Genomic DNA, 21020 nt, shown 5'->3' on the forward strand with positions numbered 1-21020 from the left:
GATGGCATTTAACTACGATAAATATCTAAGAATAGACAAGATGCCGACCCTTTGGTGCTGGGGATGCGGTGACGGCGTGATACTTAAAGCGGTCATTCGCGCTATAGATAAGCTTGGCTGGGATATGGATGATGTCTGCGTGGTTTCTGGTATCGGCTGCTCTGGACGATTTAGCTCATATATGAACTGTAACACCGTTCATACGACGCATGGACGCGCGATAGCCTACGCGACAGGCATAAAGCTGGCAAATCCAAACAAGCACGTGATCGTAGTAACAGGCGACGGGGATGGGCTTGCCATAGGTGGCAACCACACCATACACGGCTGTAGACGCAATATCAACTTAAACCATATCCTCATAAACAACTTTATCTACGGGCTTACAAACTCCCAAACCAGTCCGACCACTCCGCGCGGAATGTGGACGGTGACGGCTCAACATGGAAACATCGATCCAAGCTTTGATGCCTGTAAGCTTGCAATCGCTGCAGGAGCGACATTTGTAGCTAGACAAAACGTCATAGAAGCTACGAAGCTCGAGAAAATTTTAGCCGAAGGCTTTGCTCATGACGGATACAGCTTCTTTGACGTGTTTTCAAACTGTCATATAAATTTAGGCAGAAAAAACAAGATGGCTCAAGCAGTGCAAACTCTTGACTGGATTGAGTCGCTTTGCGTAAGCAAAACCAAATTTGACACACTTAGCGAGGATGAGCAAAGAGGCAAATTTCCGCTTGGAATTTTGCATCACGACACAACCAAAACCGAGTATACCAAAGCCTATGATCAAGTGATAAAAGCCGCTAGGAGCGGAGAGAAAATCGACTTTGGAGCGATGATATGAAAAGACAGCTTAGATTTGTAGGTGTGGGCGGTCAAGGTGTTATACTGGCGGGAGAAATTCTAGCCGCAGCCAAGATAGAAGAGGGCGGATACGGGGTTAAGGCCTCAACTTATACATCGCAGGTTAGAGGAGGGCCGACGAAGGTTGATATCTTGCTTAGCGAAGATGAAATTTTATATCCTTATGCAAACGAAGGCGAGATAGAATTTATGCTTGCGACGGCTCAGGTAAGCTTTGAGCTATTTAAAGAGGGTGTTAAAGACGGCGGTATCATCGTCATAGAGCCAAATTTGGTTCACGCAAGCGATGAGGATAGAAAGAGGTGGCAAATTTATGAAATTCCCATCATCTCTATCGCAAAAGACGAGGTTGGAAACGTCATAACTCAAAGCGTTGTTGCTCTTGGTGTGGCGGTTGAGATGAGCGGGTGCATGGACGCAAATTTAGTGCGCAAAGTGATGCTTTCAAAAGTGCCGCCAAAGGTGCATGAGGCTAATACAAAAGCTTATGAATTAGGTATAAAATATGCAAAGGAGATAAAGAAATGATAGGAATATTTTACGCAACAGGCAAAGGCGACACGCAAAAAGCGTGCGAGTATGCGGCAGCTAAATTTGGTGACGAAGTTAAAGTGATAAAAGCGGTTAAAGATGTAGTGCAATCAAACGAATTTGAAGGCTTTGATCTTTTGATCTTAGCAAGCTCAAGTTATGGATTTGGCGAGCTTCATGAGGATTGGAAGGCAAAGCTTGGCTTGCTAAAAGAGGCAAATTTAAAAGGTAAAAAAGTAGCTTTAATAGGAGTTGGCAATCAAGAGCGCCACGGCGATAACTTCTGTGGCGGGATAGTTGAGTTTTTGCCTTTTGTAAAGGGAGCTTCATTGCTTGGTGCAAAAGATAAGGACGGATATAAATTTGACTACTCATCTGCATTTATAAACGGTAAATTTATCGGACTAGTGCTTGATACGAAGGGCGATAAAGAGTACGAAAAACGTATAGATAAATGGGCAAGCGACATAAAAGCTCAAATTTAACTTTTAAATCCGCTTGGTTTGTGTCATCACTGGCCAAGCAGAAATTTATTACTTTTTATTAAGCTCTTCTTTTGTTTTAAATTTATCCGTATTTGATAGATAGTGCGTAAGTTTAGCTAGAGAATTTATTAAGAATATATATAAAATAATAGGAATACCAAAAAGAAAACCAGAAAAGAGAATAGTACCATAAATCATATCTGTTGTAGGCTTTAGTATTTCTATATAATAATATCGTCCTTGCATACTTCCTTCATTCCATCCTTCTGCATTAAATAATATTAAAAAATTTGCAATCAATATAAGGATAACAAGTAAAATGTAGTTATTTTTCCTAATCGGAGTTATTGCATACAAAAGACAAACTGTCATATTTATTGCCATCAAGTAAAAGAAAGGAAATCCTTCTCCCGCTAACATTAAAATTATGCCTATGCAGACAATAACATAGTCTAGTTCTGATACAAACTTTTTTGTTGTTTCTATATCTTTGTTCATGTTTTAGCCTTATTTATACAAAACAGACCCAAGACGAACCATATTTGAGCCGCATTTTATAGCTAGCTCAAAGTCGCTACTCATTCCCATGGAGCAAATTTTAGCTCCATACTGCTCAAGCTCTTCATAAATTTTACGCGTAGTTTCAAAGCTTTTTTGGATAGTCTTCATATCATCCACGTGTGCGCCGATACTCATTACACCCACGGGGCGTAGGAATTTGCAGCTCTCTTTGATAGATAAAAACGTCTCCACCGCCATTTTGGCTTCCACACCCTGCTTACTCTCCTCCTTAGCGGAGTTTATCTGAAGCAGACACTCAAGATCATAATCAAGCCTTTTATCTACCTCAAGAGCAGTCTTAAGACTTTCGCAACTTTGCCAAAGAGTAGGTCGCAAAGATATGAGCTGGTTTATTTTATTGCTTTGAAGGCGACCGATAAAGTGCCATTTTATAGGTTTTTGTGGCAAAATCTCAGCTAAAATTTGCTGTTTGTTTTTAAGTTCTTGAACTCTATTTTCGCCAAAATCAACTTGCCCCTTATTAAAAAGCTCTAAAACCTCTTTTACGGTTACGTTTTTACTAACGGCAACTAGCTTTACGGCTTCATTTAGACCGGCGCTATCAATACGTTTTAAAATTTCTTCTAAGTTACTCATTGCCCGCTACCGCTTAATCTTAAAATATCATTAAACGTCGCAAATATCATAAGCGTTAGCAGCAAAGCCCAGCCGCAGTAAGTGAGTCCGATATAGACTTTTTCATTCATCTCGCGGCGAAAAATCAACTCATAAAGGTTAAAAAGTATATGTCCGCCGTCAAGTGCAGGGATGGGCAGCAGGTTTAGCACGCCTAAATTTACAGATATCAAAGCAGTGATGATGAGCAGGGTTGATATGCCAATTTTAGCTGCTTTTGACGTGATATCGGCTATTTGGATTATCCCGCCCATATCCTTCATCGGCACGACGCCCTCGATCAGTTTACCTATACCTACAAATATGAGCTTTGAAGCCTCAAGCGTCTCTTTGTATGCAAATTTGATCGAGTCAAGACCTGTGTTTTTTAAATTTATTATCTCTCCGCTTGGAGATATACCGATGAGCGGTTTTTGGATTTTTTCTCGAAATAGATTTAGGCTCTCGCCTATCTTTGGAGTTAAATTTATAGTTAAATTTTTGCCTTCGCGCTCTATTTCTATCGTTGTAGGCTTTGGTAAAATTTGCTTAGTTATCTGGTCCCACTCGCGGATAGTAACTCCATCGATGCTTAAAATTTTATCGTTTTTCATGATGCCTGCTTGTAGAGCTGCCGAATCAGGCATAACGCTTCCCACAACGGGAGCCAGTCTATCTACGCCGATATATCCAAGTGCGATAAAAAGCAAAAACGCCAAAGTGAAGTTAAAAAACGGTCCTGCAAAGAGGATAAAGATACGTCCAAGAGGAGTTAGTTTATTGTAGCTGTCATCATCCATGCTTTTTGCCGCAGGGTTTGAGTCGTCTTGCCCCTTTAGGCTTACGTAGCCTCCAAGCGGGATCGCCGATATAGCGTATTCAGTCTGTCCGATCTTCTTTGAGTACAAGCTCTCGCCAAATCCGACACTAAATTTAAGCACGCCGACCTTGAGTATCCTAGCAGCCGTAAAGTGCCCAAGCTCATGGAAAAATATCAAAAACGAGATAGCAAAAACCGTTATAAAAAAATACCAAGAGTAGGCATAAACGCCTGCAATTAAGAGTAAAATAACAAATATTATACTTTTCAAATTCTACCTTTCAATCTTATCGCTAAGTAAAACGGCGATAAATTTCGTGTTGGGGTTGGCATCAAGAGCCAATTTAAGGCTCATAGTAAGCGGAACTGCCAAAAACATACCGCCGATACCGAATAAAAATCCCCAAAAAAGAAGGCTAAGCAGCACAACAAGAGTGCTTATACCAAGCCCTTTGCCAAGAAATCTCGGCTCAATAAAATTTCCGATAGCTAAATTCACGACAAGATATAGTATCACGGTCCAAAACGTCGTGCTAATATCGTTTATAAGAAGCGAAACAAGTATCGCAGGAAACGCCGCTATGATAGAGCCAATAGTCGGGATAAAGTTTAAAACAAAAGCGACAATCCCCCAAAGCGGAGCGTAAGGCACACCAAGCATCTCAAGCCCTGCAAATATAAAAACTCCCGTCGCGAAAGAAGCTATGGTCTTTATCTCAAGATAGCGCTTTAAATTTGAGATAAAGGTATCTACGATCATCTCGGCTTGCGGGTTTTTGCTAGCAAAATAATCAACCTTTTGCCTAAATATGTGCGTTTCAAAAAGCATAAACGTAACAAGCAAAAATATAAAAAAACTCTTCGAAGCAAGCTCCGTGCTGCTTCTTAAAAGCGTGCCCAGGTTTGCGAAAATTTTATTCGGGTCATAATCGCTTGGGATGATCTTTTGAACATCTTCAACCCCGTATTTAGCCAAAATGCTTATCACTTGATCGTTGAAAATCTTAAATTTAGCTTGAAGCTCCGGAAGATGTCCTAAAAGCCCATTTATAGTGCTTATAACGGTATTTGTAACAAAGCCCAAAGATACAAAAATGACTCCCACAACCAAGATAAACGCGACTATTCTTGGTAGCTTTAGCTTCTGAAGCTGATTGATCGCAGGAGAGATAACGATAGCTATAAAAACAGCTATCAAAAACGGCAAAACTATCGTTCCTGCGGCCTTAAGACCTGCAGCAACCACAACAAAGCTTGCCAAATATACTATAAATACATTGCTTTTCAAAAAGTTCCTTTAAAATTTAGGAAATTATACCCAATGAAGTTTAAAATTATCGGATAAATTTACAAAAATAGTTCTAGGTTCTCTTTTGAATTTTCATAATTTTTAATAATTTCAGCAATTTTTAATATATTTTCTGTATCTAATTTACTTAAAGAGCAATTTTTGAATTTTAAAAATATCTCCTCAAAACTAAGTGGATTATCAAAATTTCCTCTGTTTACAAAAATATCTTTTTTTATCGTTTTTCCATTGCTTAAAATGACCTCAATGTGTCCCGGAAAATATTTAGGAAATCCGCTTGATATATGCTTTATATAGGTTATTTTTTTTGCAAATTTGATGACTTCACTCCTCTCTAGGTTATTATAACTAGAAAGGTTTATATATCCGTCAAAAAATGCAAGAGCCATTAAAAAAGGCATTGAAAATTTAGCCTCATAGGTTGTTTTAGGAGCGTATTTTTTATCTATAGGATCACAAATAAAACTTATAGGAACTTCATCAACGTAGCATTTTATATTTTTTATATCATCAGGGTTTAAATTATCCTCTCTTAGCATTAAAGCACACTCTATAAAGCCATGAGTAAAATGACAGCTTGGATACGGCTTTAAGGAAACTTGCATAACTTGCCAATTTTTACCAAGATCTTGCAACAACAGTTCTTTATTGCACTCTTTTTCTATTCCAAAAGTTTTAAATATGTTATCTCTACCTTCAAATACGCTAATGGGTCCGCTCATACCGTTTTTTGCAAAAGTAGTAGCTAAAATAGCGTTGTTTACGCAATTTGCCACATGTATGACTTTAGAATTTGAGCCATTAGATAAAAATTCATTTATTCCACTTGCAAAACTTCCGGCAAGCCCAAAGGCATTAACGCATTCACTTTCCCTCAAACTAAACAAGACACTCATGGCAGCAGTAGCTCCAAATATTCCCGCTATTGAAGTAGTATGAAATCCGCGTTTATGAAAACTACCTTTTGAGACTATACCGACTCTTGCTGCAACTTCCCATCCTACTATAAAGGCAGTTAAAATTCTTTTATTTGAAATTTTAAAATGACTTGCATATGTAAGGCAAAGAGGAGTTAAAATAGAACTTGCATGCACAATTGCTTCTGTGTGAGTATCATCAAAGTCAAGCGCATGCGAACTTATAGCATTTATCATGGCAGAGTAATTAGGGGCAAATTTTTTACTGTGCCCCCAAATTTTAGCTTTACCTTTTGAGTTTGTTAGACAACTTATAGATCTTATTGCATTTATCACGCTTTTTTCACTGCTTCCCGCTATAGCTACACCTATCGTATCAAGCATAAGCTCTTTAGCTCTTAAAATCACCTCTTTTGGGATGCTTTCATACTCAATACTTGAGATAAATTTTGCTATTTTTACAGAATACATAGTCGTTACTTTAGAATTTTGCTATTTTGAATTTTTTCCAAAAAACTATCTACAATTTGTGGAGCATATCCTACGTATGTTGAAGGATCAAGTAGCCTATCTATCTCTTTTTGATCAAGCACACTTGAGATAGTTTTATTTTGCAACAAAACCTCTTTAAAACTTATATTTTTTTCTATTCCCTCCATGGCAGATTCATAGACTATCTCGTGAGCATGCTGTTTGCCAAGACTATCGGCTAGTGCAAACATAACTCTTTCAGCCAAAACAAAACCTCCTAAAAGATTTAAATTCTTAAGCATCTTGTCTTTTTTAACCTCAAGCCCGCTTAGCGCTGTTTTCATATTGTCCAAAACTACGGAAAGCATAAGAAAAATTTCAGGTAAAAGCTTCCACTCCATCTTCCATACTTGACCATCTCTTTCATGTTCGTGTCTTTCTATATCCGATAAAATAGCTATGTTAGCTTTCAGGGTATTGCTAACAGTTACTGCATTTTCACTGATTGCAGGATTTCTTTTATGTGGCATTGTAGAGCTTCCTACTTGACCCTTTCCGAAAGGTTCGGAAACTTCATCAAGCTCATTATGAGACATGATTAAAATTTGATGGGCTATTTTGTTGAATGTAGCATTTATATTGCCAAGAACATATCCAAGTTCTATAAATCTATCTCTTGCAGGCTGCCAAGAAATATCAGCAGTCTTTAACCCAAGATAGTCATTTACTAAATTTTCAATCTCGTCCGCTTTATCGCTAAGTGAAGCTTTTGTTCCCACTGCTCCGACTATAAGTCCTACATAAAGTCTATTTTCAAGCTCCTCAATTCTATCAAAATGCCTGTTTAATTCAGATAACCAAATTGCGGTTTTGTGGCCAAAAGTAATAGGAAGGGCTTGTAAGGATAAAGTTCTCCCCATCATAGGTGTATTTTTATGATCTTTTGTAAGTTTTAAAAGAGTCTTTGATATGTCTTTTAGATCATTTTTTATAATGCCCAATCCTTCTTTAAACTGTAAAACAAGCCCGGTATCTATTATGTCTTGAGTCGTAACACCAAAATGAACAAATTCACCAAGTCCTTTGTCACAAGCTTTTTCAAGAGCTCTTACGGTAGGCACTAATGGATGCTTGGTTTTTTTAAATTCATTAAATATAAAATCAATATCCAGAAATTTATAATTAGCTTTTTTAGATATCTCACAAGCCGCTTCTTGAGGTATGATACCAAGTTGCGCTTGTGCCTTAGCAAGCGCAGATTCCACATCAAGCCATTTTTGAATTCTATTTTTTTCACAAAAAATTTCCCTCATCACAGAAGTTGACCAAGAGTCTTGCAAGATAACCATATCAAAAACACTTACTTTTTGCATGTTTTATCCTTTATTGATTTTATTAAGTGCTTGTTTTAAATCTTCTATTAGATCACCGCTATCCTCAAGCCCTATATGAAATCTCACAAAAGGACCTCTATCACTCCAATCGGTGGCAGTTCTAGGAGGAACTGTTACAGTTGCTAAACTTTCATACCCTCCCCAAGAAGCTCCAATTGAAAACAGATTAAGGTTGTCTACGAATTTAATAGCCTCATCTTTGTTGATCCCATCCTTAAATTCAATAGTAACCATACCATTTGCACCATTATGATCTCGCATAAAAATTTCATGGTTATGATGAGACTTAAGAGCAGGATAAAATATCGTTTTAATTTCATCTCTAGTTTGCAAAAATTCAACTATCTCTTTTGCATTTTTTTCATGAGCTTTTAGTCTGACACCAAGAGTTCTTATGCCTCTTAATACCAAATAAGCATCATCGGGGCTTGCCGTAAAGCCAAAAATTTCTGGAAGTTTATTAAAATTTGCCCACTCTTTTTCATTTATGACAACAATACCCATTGTTACATCACTATGTCCGCTTAAATATTTAGTCGCCGCAACTACAACTATATCTACGCCAAATTTAATAGGGCTTAAAAGATATGACGAACTGTATGTGCTGTCTATTGCAACAGGAATATTATGAGCGTGAGCAATTTTACAAAGCCTTGGAAGGTCAATTATCTCGTAAAGTATTGAGCCTGGACTTTCGCAAAGTATTAGCTTGGTATTTGGTTTAATTTTTTCTTCAATATCGCTTGCATCAGCTTTAATAAAATCTATATCAACACCGATTTTATTTAAAAAATTATCGCATATTGATCTAACCGGACCATAAATTGCATCTGTTATTATAAAATGAGCGCCTACGCTTGCATAATTTAAAAGAACCATTGCAAGAGAAGCAAGTCCCGTAGGAAAAAGTTGGGCTCTATATCCTCCTTCAAGCTCACAAATAAGTTTTTCAAGCTCAAAATTTGTAGCGGTTCCTCTAGCTCCATAGCTTAAAACTCTCTGTGTTTCCCTTGCTTTTCTACAAGCTTGCCACGCTTCGTGATTTTTAAAAAGAATTGTTGACGCTCTCATGATAGTAGGATTTACCGGCCTAACATCTAAAGTTTCATCTCCTCTTCCAATATGAGTTAGCTTAGTATCGGTTTTCATTTTAGTTTCTCCTATAAATAGATATAAGTCATAATTAAATTCGTAAGCCCTGCTACTATCATAGGTATAGCGGTTCTCTTAACGACAGCTAGGGGACTAACTTTTGCTATAGTTGCAACGGCAATTACCGCAGGTGCTATAGGAGATATGCACCTTCCAAATCCTGTCATAACTTGAACAGGCAATATAACAGTAATAGTTTCAACATTAAATGATTTCGCAACATCCGGTATCAGATCTGCAAAACTAAAAAATGCAGCATTTCCAGAGCCCATTAAAAAAGCACTAATAGCAAGAAGTAAAGACACAAACACAATAATGGCAAACACTCCTACTCCTGCATCTTTTGCAAAATTTATCAAAGTATCTAAAAATCCAACTGCCAAAAGACCACTTGCAAACACTTGACCGCACACGATTAAAGATACCGTTATGACAAACAGATGTCCCATTCCTTTAAAAAATATCATTATAGAATTTACGGTATCAATTATGCTTTTGTATCTTACACACTCAAAAACGATAGCTATAGTTGTAGATATAAGCATAGCCACAGGAACATTCATCTTGATAGGACTGTTAAAAATTTTACTAAATCCTAGTATAAGAACTATAGGTATAATAGGTAAAACTGCATATATGAGAGGTGGCTTTTTAATCTCTTTTTCTCCGGCTTCTTTTAGATCGTTTTCAACGCTTAGTGCATTAAAAATAAAGTTATCTTTTTTATCAAAATATCTTTGTGAAAAATATACGGCAATTCCTACAGCTATTATAATTGGAATAGTTGTAGGAAGTTGATGATAAATGAAGTATGCCGCAGGATCTATTCCGGCAACTTTTGAAGCAAAAATAACATTACCGCTTCCAGGACCATGATCTATAAACTGACAAGCGCCTATTACAGATAGTGCCGATAGTTTACTAACTCCTGTTCTTATAAGTATAGGATAAAGAGTAACCATAAGAAGAAGAGCTAGTCCTGCATGAGAAGGTATAAATATAACAATTATTTGAACAACTACATACGAAACTACAAGAAGAATATACGGGTTTTTAACCGACTTAAGAGGTTTTTCAAACACTTTAAACAACGAATAGCTTGCGCCCACATGATCCATATATGCAGAAAATCCCGCTATACACATCAATGTAAGACCAAGCCCTGCAAGTGTTGAAGACAATTTTTGTTTAACCACTTCAAATAGGTCAAAAAAGGCAAAATTTAAACTCTTTTTTGGTTCTATTATATCTCCAATACCAAATATAGCAGCAGCACTTAACAACAAAAGACCACTTATCAGTAAAGCAGCCTGAGCGTTAATTTTTTTATAAAGCATAAAAACCAACAGAGATATAACCATTAAAGCAATGATTAGTCCTAGCATTTTCCATCCTTTTTTAATTTAACAGTATTTATTTTTATTAAATACTGGAAAATAGATTTTGTATAAACAAAATCACCTTGAATTTCTATAAGCTATAGCTTCTATCTCAACTAAAGCATCTTTTGGTAGATCTTTAACCCCGAAAGAACTTCTTGCAGGATAAGGCTCTTCAAAAAAGCTTAAATATATCTTATTCATTTCGTAAAAATCATTAATATCTTTTAAAAGTACTGTTGTTTTTACAATGTCTTTAAAATCAAGCCCCAACTCATTTAAGATAGCTCCTATATTTTCGAGTGATTTTTTGGTTTGCAAGCTGATTCCTTGCACAATCTCATTATTTTGAGTTTCAATAGGCAATTGACCTGAAATAAATACAAAGTTACCGCATACTCTATATGTGCTGTAAGGGCCTATAGCTTTGGGATATTTATCCATATTTTCTCCTTGATAATAAAATTTTATTATTTATGAAAATTTTATACAAATAAAGATAAATTTTTATTGAATTTTTGAAAAAATTAATAGAAAATTATTAAATATAAGCTATGTTAGTTTAATAAAGCATTATTTTTATGAACTATAATAATTTTTTATTAAATAAAATAGTAAGTAGAGTAACAGAATTTTAGTGATTTTGATTTTTTTGCAAATACCTATACACGCTAGGCTCTGAAATATTTAAATATTTAGCTACCTTTGGAATTGAGCCTTTAACATTAAATATACCATTTTCATAGAGCCTTTTTATGCATTCTGCTCTATCTTTTGGCTTTAAGTCGCCTATATTAAGATTGTGTTTTTGAAGTATAGTATCTATAATCTCTTCTATATTTTCGCTTAGTTGTTCTATTGCTTCTTGAGTGGTGATTTTTGTATCTTGAGTTTCCAAATTTGCAAGCTTTAGAATTTCATTTGAAATTTTTTCAAATTTACTTCCGTCATAGTTTATACAAAGCATTCCTTCTATTTGATCTCCATTTTTTATAAAAAAAGTTGAGCCGTTTATTTTCAAATTTGTTTTCGTTTTAGCTTTATAATTAGTAAGATAATCGCACTCTAAATATTTTTTTGATTGTATAAGTTCCAAGGCAAACCCTGTAAGAGGAGAATTTATGCTTCTACCACTTATGTGAGAATTTTCTATGGCAACTACGCTAGAACCTTCTTTATTTATGTCATGAAGCACAATTTCATAATTTTCACCAAGAACTTTTCCTAAAAATTCTACAAGTTTTTTATATTTATTTTTTAACTCTTCTGTCATAAATGCAACTTTTAATTATTTTTCTTTTATTAACAGTATATTTTTACTTATCCGATTTAATATAAGCAAAAATATACTCAAACCCAGAATATAGCGTTAATCCAACTGCTATCCAGAGCAGTAAATTTGCAAACGGCCACTGCATTATCAAAAATCCTATGGCTATCATTTGAAATACTGTTTTTACTTTTCCCGCCATTGAAGCTGCCAAATTTAGCCCTTCAGCCGCTATAACCACACGAAAGCCGGTTATAAAAAATTCGCGAACGAGTATGAGGTATATCGCCCAAGGGCTTGCTCTATCCATCATCATAAGCCCCAAAAATGCAGCTAGAGTCAGCATCTTATCGGCCAGGGGATCAATTATAGCGCCAAGCTTGGTCTTTTGATCCCACGCTCTTGCGATATAGCCGTCAAAAAAATCGGTGACACTAGCGATAACAAAAATAAGTCCCGCAAAATAATTTATCCAACTGATATGCACATCTTCAAAATGCGTATTAGCGTTTACGAGGATATAAAACATCGCAGGCGCTAGCAAAATGCGTAAAAACGCAAGTAAATTCGGTAAATTTAAGCTCATTTAAATGTCGTTCCGCCGTCTATTATAAATGTATGTCCCGTTATCCAACTAGCCTTGCTTGAGCAAAGAAATAAGCATGCTCCGGCTAAGTCTGTCGGCTGTCCCATACGATTTAGCGGGCTAAGCTTAGCCGTCATATCGCGCACTTCTTCGTAATTGGTAAAAGCTCTTAGCGCGTCCGTTTCGATAGGTCCACCGCTAACCACATTTACTCGGATATTTTTTTCTCCAAGTTCGGTTGCGGCATATCTTGCCATAGCTTCAACAGCCGCTTTTGAAGCTCCGTGCCCTGCATAGTTTTCGATATAGACCAAATTTCCCGTTGAGCTAAGAGATATTATGCTTCCGCCACCCGTTTTCTCCATCCTTTTTGCAGCCTCTTGAGCGCCTACCACGAAGGCATTTACGGTGGCCGTGAAGATATTATTTATCCCTCTTGGGCGAAGCTTCATAAATTTCGTGTATCCGCCCGCAACCGCGCGCCCTGAAATGATAGCGTTTGATATGAAAAAATCCACACGATCAAAGTCATTATCAATCTGCTCAAAGAGATCTTTATAAGTTTCAGGTTCAAGTATGTTTAGTCCGTAAGCTCTCGCCTTTATGCCGAAATTTTCTTCAAGCTCTTTGGCTTGCGTGTTTGCAAGCTCTTCGTTTGAGTTGTAAGTAAATGCGATATTTGCACCGACTTTAGCAAATTCTTCTACGATCGCGCGTCCTATACCTCTTGTTCCGCCGCTTATAACTAGCGTTTTTCCTCTAAATTCATCTGCAAATTTATCCACTATTAAAATCCTTTTATCTCGTATTGTTTCATAGTCTCTTCTATGTTTTTTAAATTTTCACTACTTGGCGCACAAAGCGGCAGTCGATATTCAAGCGTTTCAAGAAGTCCCGCGATATACATAGCTGCTTTTATAGGGATCGGATTGCTCTCGCAAAATAGCATTTTGTTGATATTGTAAAGCTTATCGTTTATCGCTTTTGCCTTGATATACTCCTCGTCAAGCGCTAAGTGCGTAAGCTCTGAAATTTTATCCGGAAGCAAATTTGAAGTTACCGATATCACGCCTTTACCGCCGTTTGAAAGGATAGGGTAGTTTATCGCATCTTCACCGCTTATGACGACCAAATTTGGCTCATGGGCAAGCAGATCTACGCACCTATCGATACTTCCGCTAGCCTCTTTTACTCCAAATATATTTTCACAGTCATTAAAGAGCCTAAAAATAGTGCATGGCAGGATATCAACTCCCACTCGACCCGGCACGTTATATAAAAGCACGGGGATTTCAACACTGCTTGCTATGGTTTTGTAGTGCTGATAAAGCCCCTCTTGAGTAGGCTTATTGTAATATGGTGCAACCGAAAGGATACCATCGGCTCCGTGCGATTGAGCAAATTGTGCAAGCCCGACAGCTTCGTGGGTTGCGTTACTACCGGCACCCGCAAGAACCTTTACCCCCGTATCCTTACAAGCGCTAACGGCTATCTCGATACAAATTCTATGCTCATCATGAGTTAGCGTAGCGCTCTCTCCGGTCGTTCCCACAGGTACCACGGCGTCTATGCCGTTTTTTATCTGGCGTTTTATGAGCTTTTCGTAAGCCTGCTCGTCTAATTTACCGTTTTTAAAAGGCGTGATAAGCGCCGTCATAGCGCCTTGTATGACTCTTTTATTCACTTTGTATCCTTTCTTAAGATTACCGTTGTGGAGGTCTTATCGGTGAAATATTTTTTGCAAATTTCATTTATATCTTTAGCTTTTAAATTTTCTATCTTGCTCTCAAGTTCAAAAAGAGGCTTGATGTCTCCGCGAGCTAGGAAGCTTCCGTATAAATTCGCCACTCTTGAAGCGCTATCAAACGAATATACAAAATCAGACTTTATGCTATTTTTTATCTTAGTTATCTCGTCTTTATCAACTTTACCCGTCTTAACGCCTTCCAAAATCTCCTTTATCTCTTGCTCTAAGACTTCGGCTTTGACGTCAGGATTGCAAACTGCCATGATGATAAACAAGCTTTCGTCTATATTGTCCATGTTGTAAGCGTAAATTTGATTTGCAAGGCATTTTTCATCAACTAAAATTCTATGCAAAAGCGAGCTTTTTCCGCTACTTAGATACTCGCTTAGCGCATTTAGACCGACTTGATCCTCGTGAGTAAAAGAAGGCACTTTAAACGCCATAGCAAGCATTTCGACCTCGCTATCTTTATAAATTTCAACCCTTCTTGCACCGTTTTGCTCGGGCTCTATGCAATGCAGTTTTGGTATCTCGCGTGAGTTTTTAATGCCCTCAAAGTGCTTTTTAGCAAGCTCAAAGGCTGATTTTTTATCTATATCGCCGCTTATTAGAAGTATCGCGTTTTTAGGCTGATAGTAAGTCGCATGAAATTCTCTTATATCCTCAATGCTCCAGTTTTTAATATCCTCGATAAACCCTATCGGCGTCCAGTGGTATGGATGATAGATAAATGCGCTATTAAAAAGCGTAAAATACAAAAAACCGATAGGCGAGTTATCAGTTCTCCATCTGCGCTCTTCAAGAACTACGTCGCGCTCAGGCTGAAATTCCTTGTCTTTTAGACTCAAATTTGACATGATATCGGCATATAGTTCAAGCGATTTATCTAAATTTTGCTTTGAGCATTTTACAAAATAGTGCGTATAATCAAATCCCGTGCTTGCATTATTCATACCGCCAAAGCCCTTTACTATCTCGTCAAATTCGCCCGCTTTTAAGTTTTTAGTCGATTTGAAATTCAGGTGCTCAAGCATATGCGCGATGCCGCTTTTGCCCATCACTTCGTTTCTGGAGCCAACTTTATAAAAAAGATCCACGCTTATCACGCCCGAGCCTTTGTTTAGGGGGATATGATAGATCTCAAAGCCGTTTTTTAACTTAGTTTTTGAATATTTTAAAAGCATTTTTTACCTTAAATTTTTATTTATTTTCTTACATCTACTCCGACAGCTTCGCTTATATGGGCAAATCCATCAGCTTCAAGCAGTCTTAAAATTTCTGAGTTTATCATTTGGCAAACAAAAGGTCCTTTAAATATAAAAGCCGTATAAATTTGAACCAAATTTGCACCCATTTTTATGCGTCTATACGCCTCTGCGCCGCTATCTATGCCACCGCTTGCTATGAGTATGGTCTTGCCAAACAGCTCATCTGCAACAGCCTTAAAAAGCATTGCCGATTTTTCGGTTATAATTTTGCCGCTAAGCCCTCCGAAATTTTGCAGATTAGGCGAATTTGAAAGCGAATAATCAACGCTCGTGTTGTTTACTATAAGCGCGTCCGCTCCGTTAATAACGGCACAGGAGCAAATTTCTACAGCTTTTTCATAACTCATATCAGGAGCTATTTTAAAGATAATTGGCTTAGAAGTAAGCGGACGGATACGAGAAAACAGCTCTTTTATAAAATCTTCTTCTTGTAAAGCACGCAAATTTGGAGTATTTGGCGAAGAGACGTTTATCACGAAAGCGTCGCAAATTTCATTAAATTCCCGCACTAAATTTTCATAGTCATCTATGGCTTTTTCATTTGGAGTAACTTTGTTTTTGCCGATATTTGCAAAAAGAGGGATAACAAAAGGATATAGTTTTTTTACTCTTTTTGATACGCTTTTTGAGCCTTCGTTGTTAAAGCCCATCGCGTTTTGGATGCTTTCTTCTTCCACAAGTCTAAAAAGTCTTGGCTTGTCGTTTCCCTTTTGCGCTTTTGGAGTAACGGTGCCAAATTCGATATGCCCAAATCCAAGCGCGGTTAAAGGCTTTATCATTACTGCGTTTTTATCAAACCCGCCTGCGATTCCTACCGGATTATTAAAAACTATGTTAAATAAATTTTGCTGAAGCCTTGCGTCATTTACCACGCACTTATTTGCAAGGAAGCTAAGAGAGCCAGGAAATACCGATGAAAGCGAAGTTAGCCCAAACTCTGCGATCTTGTGTGCAGTTTCCGGCTGGAATTTAAAAAAAATAGATTTTAGGGTATTATAATCCAAAATTTATCCTTCAATTTTCGCGAATTTTAGCAAATTTGAACTTAAATTAGCGATTTTCCTTTTAGTTTTTGATATATCTCGCAGCTATCGCTAAGCTCTTTATCGCTACCAAATCCAACTACTTTTCCGTCGCTTACAACGGCGATTTTGTCGGCATTTTCAACAGTGCTTAAGCGGTGAGCTATAACAAAAATGATCTTTTCGTGCTGTAAATTTGCGATCGCATTTGAAATTTGTCTCTCGCTTTCGTTATCAAGAGCCGATGTCGCCTCGTCAAATATCAAAATTTGAGGGTTTTTATAAAGCGCTCTTGCGATTGCTATTCTTTGGCGTTGTCCGCCTGAAAGATTGGTGCCAAATTCGTTTAAGACGGTGTTGATGCCATCCTCAAGCGAAATAACAAATTCATAAGCGTTTGCCATTTTAAGCGCGTCTTTTACTGCCTCTTCGTCAAATTCTCGCCCGTAAGCTACATTTTTAGCTATCGTGTCGTTAAATATATAAACGCGCTGGCTAACAAGTCCCACGTTATCTCTAAGCGAAGCTAGATCAAATTCGCGTATATCGATACCGTTTATTAAAATTTGCCCGCTTTGAGTGTCATAAAATCGCATGAGTAAATTTACGATAGAGCTTTTGCCTCCACCGCTTGAGCCGACAAGCGCTATCATTTGAGACTTTAAGGCGTTTAAATTTATGCCTTTTAAGACCTCTTTGTCATCGTATTTTAGCCTGACATCTTGAAATTCTATAGATTCTATCACGCTTGGAATTTGCTTTGTGCCGCTTGTTATCATAGGCTTTTTATCAAGCAGTTCAAATGTCCTTTCGGCTGCCGCAACTGCGTCTTGAATTCTATTATAAAGCCTTGAAATTCGCTTTACTGGCGTATAGAGCATAAAAAGAGCGGTTAAAAACGAAAAGAAGCTTCCCATGGTAATTTGTCCGTCGATAACCTCCTTGCCGCCAATGATAACAACGGCTGCGACCCCGATACTGCCGATAACTTCCATGATAGGGCTTACAGATTCGTCTATCTTTACGCTTTTTAAATTCAGTTTGAAAAATTTATTATTCTCTTCGACAAATCTTGTATGCTCATAATCTTGTGCGTTGTTTGCTTTTATTATCTCAATATTTGTAAAAATTTCACTAAGACGCGAACTAATGTCGGATGTCTTTTCTTGAGCCGCTTTTGAAAGCTTTTTCATCCTTTTAGCAAGCAAAGATAGCGGATATATCGCAACCGGCAAAACAATAAGAGCAAAAAACGCAAGCTGGGCACTTTGATATATCACCACGCAAAGAAGCCCAAGTATTGTTATACTTTCTCTTATCATCTCAGGGATCATTGATGAGACAATACTTCTAATGCGCTCTATATCGTTGATATTTCGGCTTATTAACTCGCCTGTTCGAAAGTCGTTAAAGAATTTCATATCCAAATTTAGTAAATTTGCAAGCAACTTCTCGCGAAATCTTCTTACCACATCTTGTCCGATGAAAGCTGTAAAATAGGCTTGTAAAAAAGTGCCAAGCCCTTTTAGGAAGTAAATCACTACTATCGCGTAAGGAAGCAGATATAAAAGCTCTTTATTTTTATCGATAAAAATTTTATTTAACACAGGCTCGATTACCCATGCAGACGCTGCCGTGCCACCACTTGCAAGCAGCATTCCAAGAATGGCTAGCGCAAACTGCGGTATATAATCCTTAAAGTATGGGCTAAAACGCCTTAAGACATCTTTTAGATTCATCTTTAGGCTCATAATTTCTCCCACATCGTGCCGTTAGGGGTGTCCATAATAGCTATTTGCATATCCGAAAGCTTGGTTCTAATAGCGTCCGCTTTTGCATAGTCCTTAGCGGCTTTTGCCTCGTTTCTTTGGGCTATAAGCTCGTTTATAAGCGCTTTTTGCTCATCGCTTACGCCAAATTGAAAATATTCATAAACATCAACTTGCAATATCCCAAACACTCGCGCTATCAGTCTTAAATTCGCTAGAATTTCGCCCTTGTAAGCTTTGTCTTTTGAATTTTGATCAAGGCGTTCGTTTGCAACCTTTACAAATTCATCTATCACTGAAAGAGCTTTTGAAGTGTTTAGATCGTCTTTAAGCGCTTCTAAAAGCTCGGATTTAAACTCCAAATTCTCTTCGCTTAAATTATCTTCGCCTACGCGCTTTTTAAGGCGGTAAATTTTATCCAGTCGCTTTTTGCTCGCAACCAAATCCTCATCGGAATAATTAAAATGTGCTCTATAGTGCGAACTAAGCAGATAAAACCTAAGCGCTTCGCCTAAATTTTCTTTAAGAGCCGCCTTTACAAAAAAGCTATTTCCAAGGCTCTTGCTCATCTTTTCATCATTTACTTTGATAAATCCGTTATGCATCCAGTATTTAGCAAGTGTTTTTCTCTCGCCGCATCTGCATTGTGCCGCTTCGTTTTCATGATGCGGAAAGAGCAGGTCGATACCTCCTGCGTGTATATCTATCTCGTATTTGCTGCCACTTGAAAGGTGCTTTTTTATCATCGCCACGCACTCGGTGTGCCAGCCCGGACGACCTCTGCCAAAAGGACTTTCATACCATGCTTCGTCAAATTTCCAAAGCACGAAGTCTTTTTCATTGCGTTTAAGCTCATTGCTCTCCACGCGGGCTATATTTTCGTTTGTTTCGCTCTTGCCGCTTAAGCTTAGATATTCGCTATCTTTTGAAGTATCAAAGTAAATCCCGTCACCGGAAATCTCGTAAGCAAACCCTTCAATAAGCAAATTTCTTATATACTCTATAATCTCTTCAAGTGTTTGCGTAGCCTTTGGCTCGATATCGGCTTCAAGCACGTTAAGAGCTCTCATATCGTCTTTATAGCTTTTTATATAACGGCTCGTTATAGCCTCTAAACTCTCGCCCGTTTCGCTCATCTTTTTTAAAATTTTGTCGTCTATATCGGTAAAATTCTTTACAAATCTGACATCATATCCAAGCTCGATAAAAACACGCCTAAGCAGATCAAAGCTAATCGCACTTTTAGCATGTCCTAAATGCGAATCGTCATAGACCGTAGGTCCGCAGACGTAAATTCTAACTACGCCTTCATCAATCGGCTCAAATTTAACTTTTTCTTTTTTTACGCTATCAAAAATTTGCATCTATAAAATTCCTTAAAAATATTAAAATCAGAGCAAAAACGCTCAAAGCAGCGACCATTACACTTAGTCTTTTAAAGCTGATTATAGCTAAAAATTCCCTTGCGCCAAAAGCTTTGATGTTTAAAGCAAGCAGCACAAAGCCTCCAAGCGAGCTGGCAAGCGCAAGCCCAAAAGCCCCATAAGGACGCATCAAGATCACTGCAAGGATTAAATTTACCCCCAAGCATATCATCGCGATTTTAGAAGCGATTTTTTGCTGAAGTTTTGCATAAAGCCAAAGCGAAAAGAGCTTACTTAAACCAAAAGGCAAAAGTCCTATCATATAAGCTTGCAAAACTCTAGCGGTCTCATAAGTGCTTGTCGCGTCAAAACTTCCTCTTTCAAAGAGCAGCTTTATGATAGGATGAGCTAAAATAATCCCGCCCAGCATAGCCGCAGCAAGTAAGAAAAACAAAAACTCAAAGCTTTTATTCATCCATTTTAGAGCTTCTGCTTCGTTTTTGGCTTTGATTTGCTTTGTTATCTTTGGAAAAAGCGCGGTCGAAAGCGCAATGGCAAAAATCGCAAGCGGAAGCTGAAAAATTCTGTTTGCATAAAACAGATAGCTTATACTTCCTGCCGCTAAAAAGCTAGCCAGCCAAGTATCCATAAACGAGCTTATCTGCATAGCCGAAGAGCCTAAAAGCCCGTGATAAAAATTTGTAAAAAATCCTTTGGAATTTGCTCTTTTGCCTTTTATAAATCTTAAAATTCCGCCAAAAAACAGCCTTGACATAGATGTCATATAAAGCGCTATAAGATGGGCTATGACTTGCAAAATTCCACCCGCCACCACGCCAAAACTAAGATAGTAAGCCACTATCTTGGGCTCTTTGCCTTGTGATAAAAAAAGCGAAGTAATCATGGCTAAATTTAAAAGCGCTGTCGAAAATGCCGTGGTAACGAAGTGCTGACGATACTGAAGCAAGGATGCCAAAAATGTAACTATATAAATAAGTGCTAGATAGTAAAAATTTATCTTTACTAAAGGCACTGCGTTAGCAATGTCCTCATTGCTAAGTCCCGTTGCGATTATTTTAGTAAATTGAGGAGCGAAGATATTTACAAGTAGAGTTAAAATCGCAATAAAAAATAGAAATTTGAAAAAAATTTCAGCCGCGAAAATTCCTTTTTTTTGCGCTTTCGTAAAATTTGGCAAAAAAGCTTGCGAAAACGCTCCTTCGCCAAATACTCGGCGAAGCAGATTGGGTATCTTAAAGGCTATAAAAAAGATATCGCTATAAATTCCCGCGCCCAAAGTCGAAGCCGTAAGCAGATCTCTAAAAAGCCCAAGGACTCTAGAAGTAAGTATGCCTACGCTGTTTGAAAAAAAACCTTTTATAAACATAAATTTCCATATATAAATTTAAGATACGAAATGATACGCAAATTTAGTTTTAAAAGACGTAAAACCGAGCCATAACTTTGTTTTAATCAAATTTTAGAGATAATAG

Annotated in this window: 21 protein-coding genes; 3 read left to right on the forward strand and 18 right to left on the reverse strand. The window is 37.5% G+C overall.

Features of this window, described 5'->3' with window-relative positions; genetic code table 11:
- The first annotated feature begins 1 nt into the window (after position 1).
- The 3 genes from CDOM16188_RS04820 to CDOM16188_RS04830 are packed head-to-tail and all read left to right on the forward strand — an operon-like array spanning position 2 to position 1883.
- On the forward strand, positions 2 to 847 hold the full coding sequence (locus CDOM16188_RS04820) for a 2-oxoglutarate ferredoxin oxidoreductase subunit beta (RefSeq protein WP_172199678.1): 846 nt from the start codon (positions 2 to 4) through the stop codon (positions 845 to 847).
- Positions 844 to 1395, forward strand: a complete 552-nt coding sequence (locus tag CDOM16188_RS04825; RefSeq protein ID WP_172199681.1) for a 2-oxoacid:acceptor oxidoreductase family protein — start codon at positions 844 to 846, stop codon at positions 1393 to 1395. The genes CDOM16188_RS04820 and CDOM16188_RS04825 overlap by 4 nt, the downstream gene beginning before the upstream one ends.
- Positions 1392 to 1883: a flavodoxin domain-containing protein gene (locus tag CDOM16188_RS04830; RefSeq protein ID WP_172199684.1), complete on the forward strand. Its 492-nt coding sequence runs from the start codon at positions 1392 to 1394 to the stop codon at positions 1881 to 1883. Before CDOM16188_RS04825 ends, CDOM16188_RS04830 begins: the two co-directional genes overlap by 4 nt.
- Before the next feature lie 48 nt (positions 1884 to 1931).
- Here the strand turns inward: CDOM16188_RS04830 and CDOM16188_RS04835 are convergent, their stop codons facing one another.
- From CDOM16188_RS04835 to murJ, 18 genes are all read right to left on the reverse strand, one after another.
- Positions 1932 to 2381: a hypothetical protein gene (locus CDOM16188_RS04835; RefSeq protein WP_172199687.1), complete on the reverse strand. Its 450-nt coding sequence runs from the start codon at positions 2379 to 2381 to the stop codon at positions 1932 to 1934.
- 9 nt (positions 2382 to 2390) lie between these two features.
- Positions 2391 to 3041, reverse strand: a complete 651-nt coding sequence (locus tag CDOM16188_RS04840) for a YggS family pyridoxal phosphate-dependent enzyme (protein ID WP_172199690.1) — start codon at positions 3039 to 3041, stop codon at positions 2391 to 2393.
- Positions 3038 to 4150 carry an RIP metalloprotease RseP gene (rseP, locus tag CDOM16188_RS04845; RefSeq protein ID WP_172199693.1) on the reverse strand — a complete coding sequence of 371 codons (1113 nt, stop codon included), beginning with the start codon at positions 4148 to 4150 and terminating at the stop codon, positions 3038 to 3040. Before rseP ends, CDOM16188_RS04840 begins: the two co-directional genes overlap by 4 nt.
- A 3-nt stretch (positions 4151 to 4153) precedes the next feature.
- Entirely contained in the window at positions 4154 to 5167 is a 1014-nt protein-coding gene (locus tag CDOM16188_RS04850) for an AI-2E family transporter (protein ID WP_172199696.1), read from the reverse strand.
- Between the two features lie 59 nt (positions 5168 to 5226).
- On the reverse strand, positions 5227 to 6576 hold the full coding sequence (locus tag CDOM16188_RS04855; RefSeq protein WP_172199699.1) for an MmgE/PrpD family protein: 1350 nt from the start codon (positions 6574 to 6576) through the stop codon (positions 5227 to 5229).
- 5 nt (positions 6577 to 6581) lie between these two features.
- Positions 6582 to 7949, reverse strand: a complete 1368-nt coding sequence (purB, locus tag CDOM16188_RS04860) for an adenylosuccinate lyase (RefSeq protein ID WP_172199702.1) — start codon at positions 7947 to 7949, stop codon at positions 6582 to 6584.
- Positions 7950 to 7952: 3 nt separating this feature from the next.
- Positions 7953 to 9119, reverse strand: a complete 1167-nt coding sequence (locus CDOM16188_RS04865; RefSeq protein WP_172199705.1) for a PLP-dependent aspartate aminotransferase family protein — start codon at positions 9117 to 9119, stop codon at positions 7953 to 7955.
- An 11-nt stretch (positions 9120 to 9130) separates the two neighbouring features.
- Positions 9131 to 10507: a C4-dicarboxylate transporter DcuC gene (dcuC, locus tag CDOM16188_RS04870; protein ID WP_172199708.1), complete on the reverse strand. Its 1377-nt coding sequence runs from the start codon at positions 10505 to 10507 to the stop codon at positions 9131 to 9133.
- A gap of 72 nt (positions 10508 to 10579) precedes the next feature.
- Complete coding sequence (locus CDOM16188_RS04875; RefSeq protein ID WP_172199711.1) at positions 10580 to 10945, reverse strand: Rid family detoxifying hydrolase; 366 nt, start codon at positions 10943 to 10945, stop codon at positions 10580 to 10582.
- Positions 10946 to 11135: 190 nt separating this feature from the next.
- Entirely contained in the window at positions 11136 to 11774 is a 639-nt protein-coding gene (locus CDOM16188_RS04880; protein ID WP_172199714.1) for a transcriptional regulator, read from the reverse strand.
- A gap of 43 nt (positions 11775 to 11817) precedes the next feature.
- A complete protein-coding gene (pgsA, locus tag CDOM16188_RS04885; RefSeq protein WP_172199716.1) occupies positions 11818 to 12357 on the reverse strand; it encodes a CDP-diacylglycerol--glycerol-3-phosphate 3-phosphatidyltransferase in 540 nt (179 codons plus the stop codon).
- Positions 12354 to 13142, reverse strand: coding sequence for an enoyl-ACP reductase (locus CDOM16188_RS04890; protein ID WP_172199718.1), 789 nt, complete (start codon positions 13140 to 13142; stop codon positions 12354 to 12356). Before CDOM16188_RS04890 ends, pgsA begins: the two co-directional genes overlap by 4 nt.
- A gap of 2 nt (positions 13143 to 13144) precedes the next feature.
- Positions 13145 to 14041 carry a 4-hydroxy-tetrahydrodipicolinate synthase gene (gene dapA, locus CDOM16188_RS04895; protein ID WP_172199720.1) on the reverse strand — a complete coding sequence of 299 codons (897 nt, stop codon included), beginning with the start codon at positions 14039 to 14041 and terminating at the stop codon, positions 13145 to 13147.
- On the reverse strand, positions 14038 to 15288 hold the full coding sequence (locus tag CDOM16188_RS04900) for a pitrilysin family protein (protein WP_172199722.1): 1251 nt from the start codon (positions 15286 to 15288) through the stop codon (positions 14038 to 14040). The genes dapA and CDOM16188_RS04900 overlap by 4 nt, the downstream gene beginning before the upstream one ends.
- A gap of 20 nt (positions 15289 to 15308) precedes the next feature.
- On the reverse strand, positions 15309 to 16376 hold the full coding sequence (locus CDOM16188_RS04905) for a quinone-dependent dihydroorotate dehydrogenase (RefSeq protein ID WP_172199724.1): 1068 nt from the start codon (positions 16374 to 16376) through the stop codon (positions 15309 to 15311).
- Positions 16377 to 16417: 41 nt separating this feature from the next.
- On the reverse strand, positions 16418 to 18133 hold the full coding sequence (locus tag CDOM16188_RS04910) for an ABC transporter ATP-binding protein (RefSeq protein ID WP_172199766.1): 1716 nt from the start codon (positions 18131 to 18133) through the stop codon (positions 16418 to 16420).
- Between the two features lie 8 nt (positions 18134 to 18141).
- Positions 18142 to 19527, reverse strand: coding sequence for a cysteine--tRNA ligase (gene cysS / locus CDOM16188_RS04915; RefSeq protein ID WP_172199726.1), 1386 nt, complete (start codon positions 19525 to 19527; stop codon positions 18142 to 18144).
- On the reverse strand, positions 19514 to 20914 hold the full coding sequence (gene murJ, locus CDOM16188_RS04920; protein WP_172199728.1) for a murein biosynthesis integral membrane protein MurJ: 1401 nt from the start codon (positions 20912 to 20914) through the stop codon (positions 19514 to 19516). The genes cysS and murJ overlap by 14 nt, the downstream gene beginning before the upstream one ends.
- Positions 20915 to 21020: the final 106 nt, after the last annotated feature.

Origin of the sequence: Campylobacter sp. RM16188 (assembly GCF_012978795.1) — a bacterium.
Taxonomy (GTDB): domain Bacteria; phylum Campylobacterota; class Campylobacteria; order Campylobacterales; family Campylobacteraceae; genus Campylobacter_A; species Campylobacter_A canis.

Excerpts from the sequence above, each read along its gene's own strand:
- CDOM16188_RS04820 (WP_172199678.1), top strand. The coding sequence starts at position 2 with ATGGCATTTAACTACGATAAATATCTAAGAATAGACAAGATGCCGACC.
- CDOM16188_RS04910 (WP_172199766.1), bottom strand. The coding sequence starts at position 18,133 with ATGAATCTAAAAGATGTCTTAAGGCGTTTTAGCCCATACTTTAAGGAT.
- CDOM16188_RS04880 (WP_172199714.1), bottom strand. The coding sequence starts at position 11,774 with ATGACAGAAGAGTTAAAAAATAAATATAAAAAACTTGTAGAATTTTTA.
- purB (WP_172199702.1), bottom strand. The coding sequence starts at position 7,949 with ATGCAAAAAGTAAGTGTTTTTGATATGGTTATCTTGCAAGACTCTTGG.
- CDOM16188_RS04840 (WP_172199690.1), bottom strand. The coding sequence starts at position 3,041 with ATGAGTAACTTAGAAGAAATTTTAAAACGTATTGATAGCGCCGGTCTA.
- dcuC (WP_172199708.1), bottom strand. The coding sequence starts at position 10,507 with ATGCTAGGACTAATCATTGCTTTAATGGTTATATCTCTGTTGGTTTTT.
- CDOM16188_RS04830 (WP_172199684.1), top strand. The coding sequence starts at position 1,392 with ATGATAGGAATATTTTACGCAACAGGCAAAGGCGACACGCAAAAAGCG.
- CDOM16188_RS04875 (WP_172199711.1), bottom strand. The coding sequence starts at position 10,945 with ATGGATAAATATCCCAAAGCTATAGGCCCTTACAGCACATATAGAGTA.
- cysS (WP_172199726.1), bottom strand. The coding sequence starts at position 19,527 with ATGCAAATTTTTGATAGCGTAAAAAAAGAAAAAGTTAAATTTGAGCCG.
- CDOM16188_RS04835 (WP_172199687.1), bottom strand. The coding sequence starts at position 2,381 with ATGAACAAAGATATAGAAACAACAAAAAAGTTTGTATCAGAACTAGAC.
- CDOM16188_RS04825 (WP_172199681.1), top strand. The coding sequence starts at position 844 with ATGAAAAGACAGCTTAGATTTGTAGGTGTGGGCGGTCAAGGTGTTATA.
- CDOM16188_RS04855 (WP_172199699.1), bottom strand. The coding sequence starts at position 6,576 with ATGTATTCTGTAAAAATAGCAAAATTTATCTCAAGTATTGAGTATGAA.
- pgsA (WP_172199716.1), bottom strand. The coding sequence starts at position 12,357 with ATGAGCTTAAATTTACCGAATTTACTTGCGTTTTTACGCATTTTGCTA.
- CDOM16188_RS04865 (WP_172199705.1), bottom strand. The coding sequence starts at position 9,119 with ATGAAAACCGATACTAAGCTAACTCATATTGGAAGAGGAGATGAAACT.
- CDOM16188_RS04900 (WP_172199722.1), bottom strand. The coding sequence starts at position 15,288 with ATGCTTTTAAAATATTCAAAAACTAAGTTAAAAAACGGCTTTGAGATC.
- murJ (WP_172199728.1), bottom strand. The coding sequence starts at position 20,914 with ATGTTTATAAAAGGTTTTTTTTCAAACAGCGTAGGCATACTTACTTCT.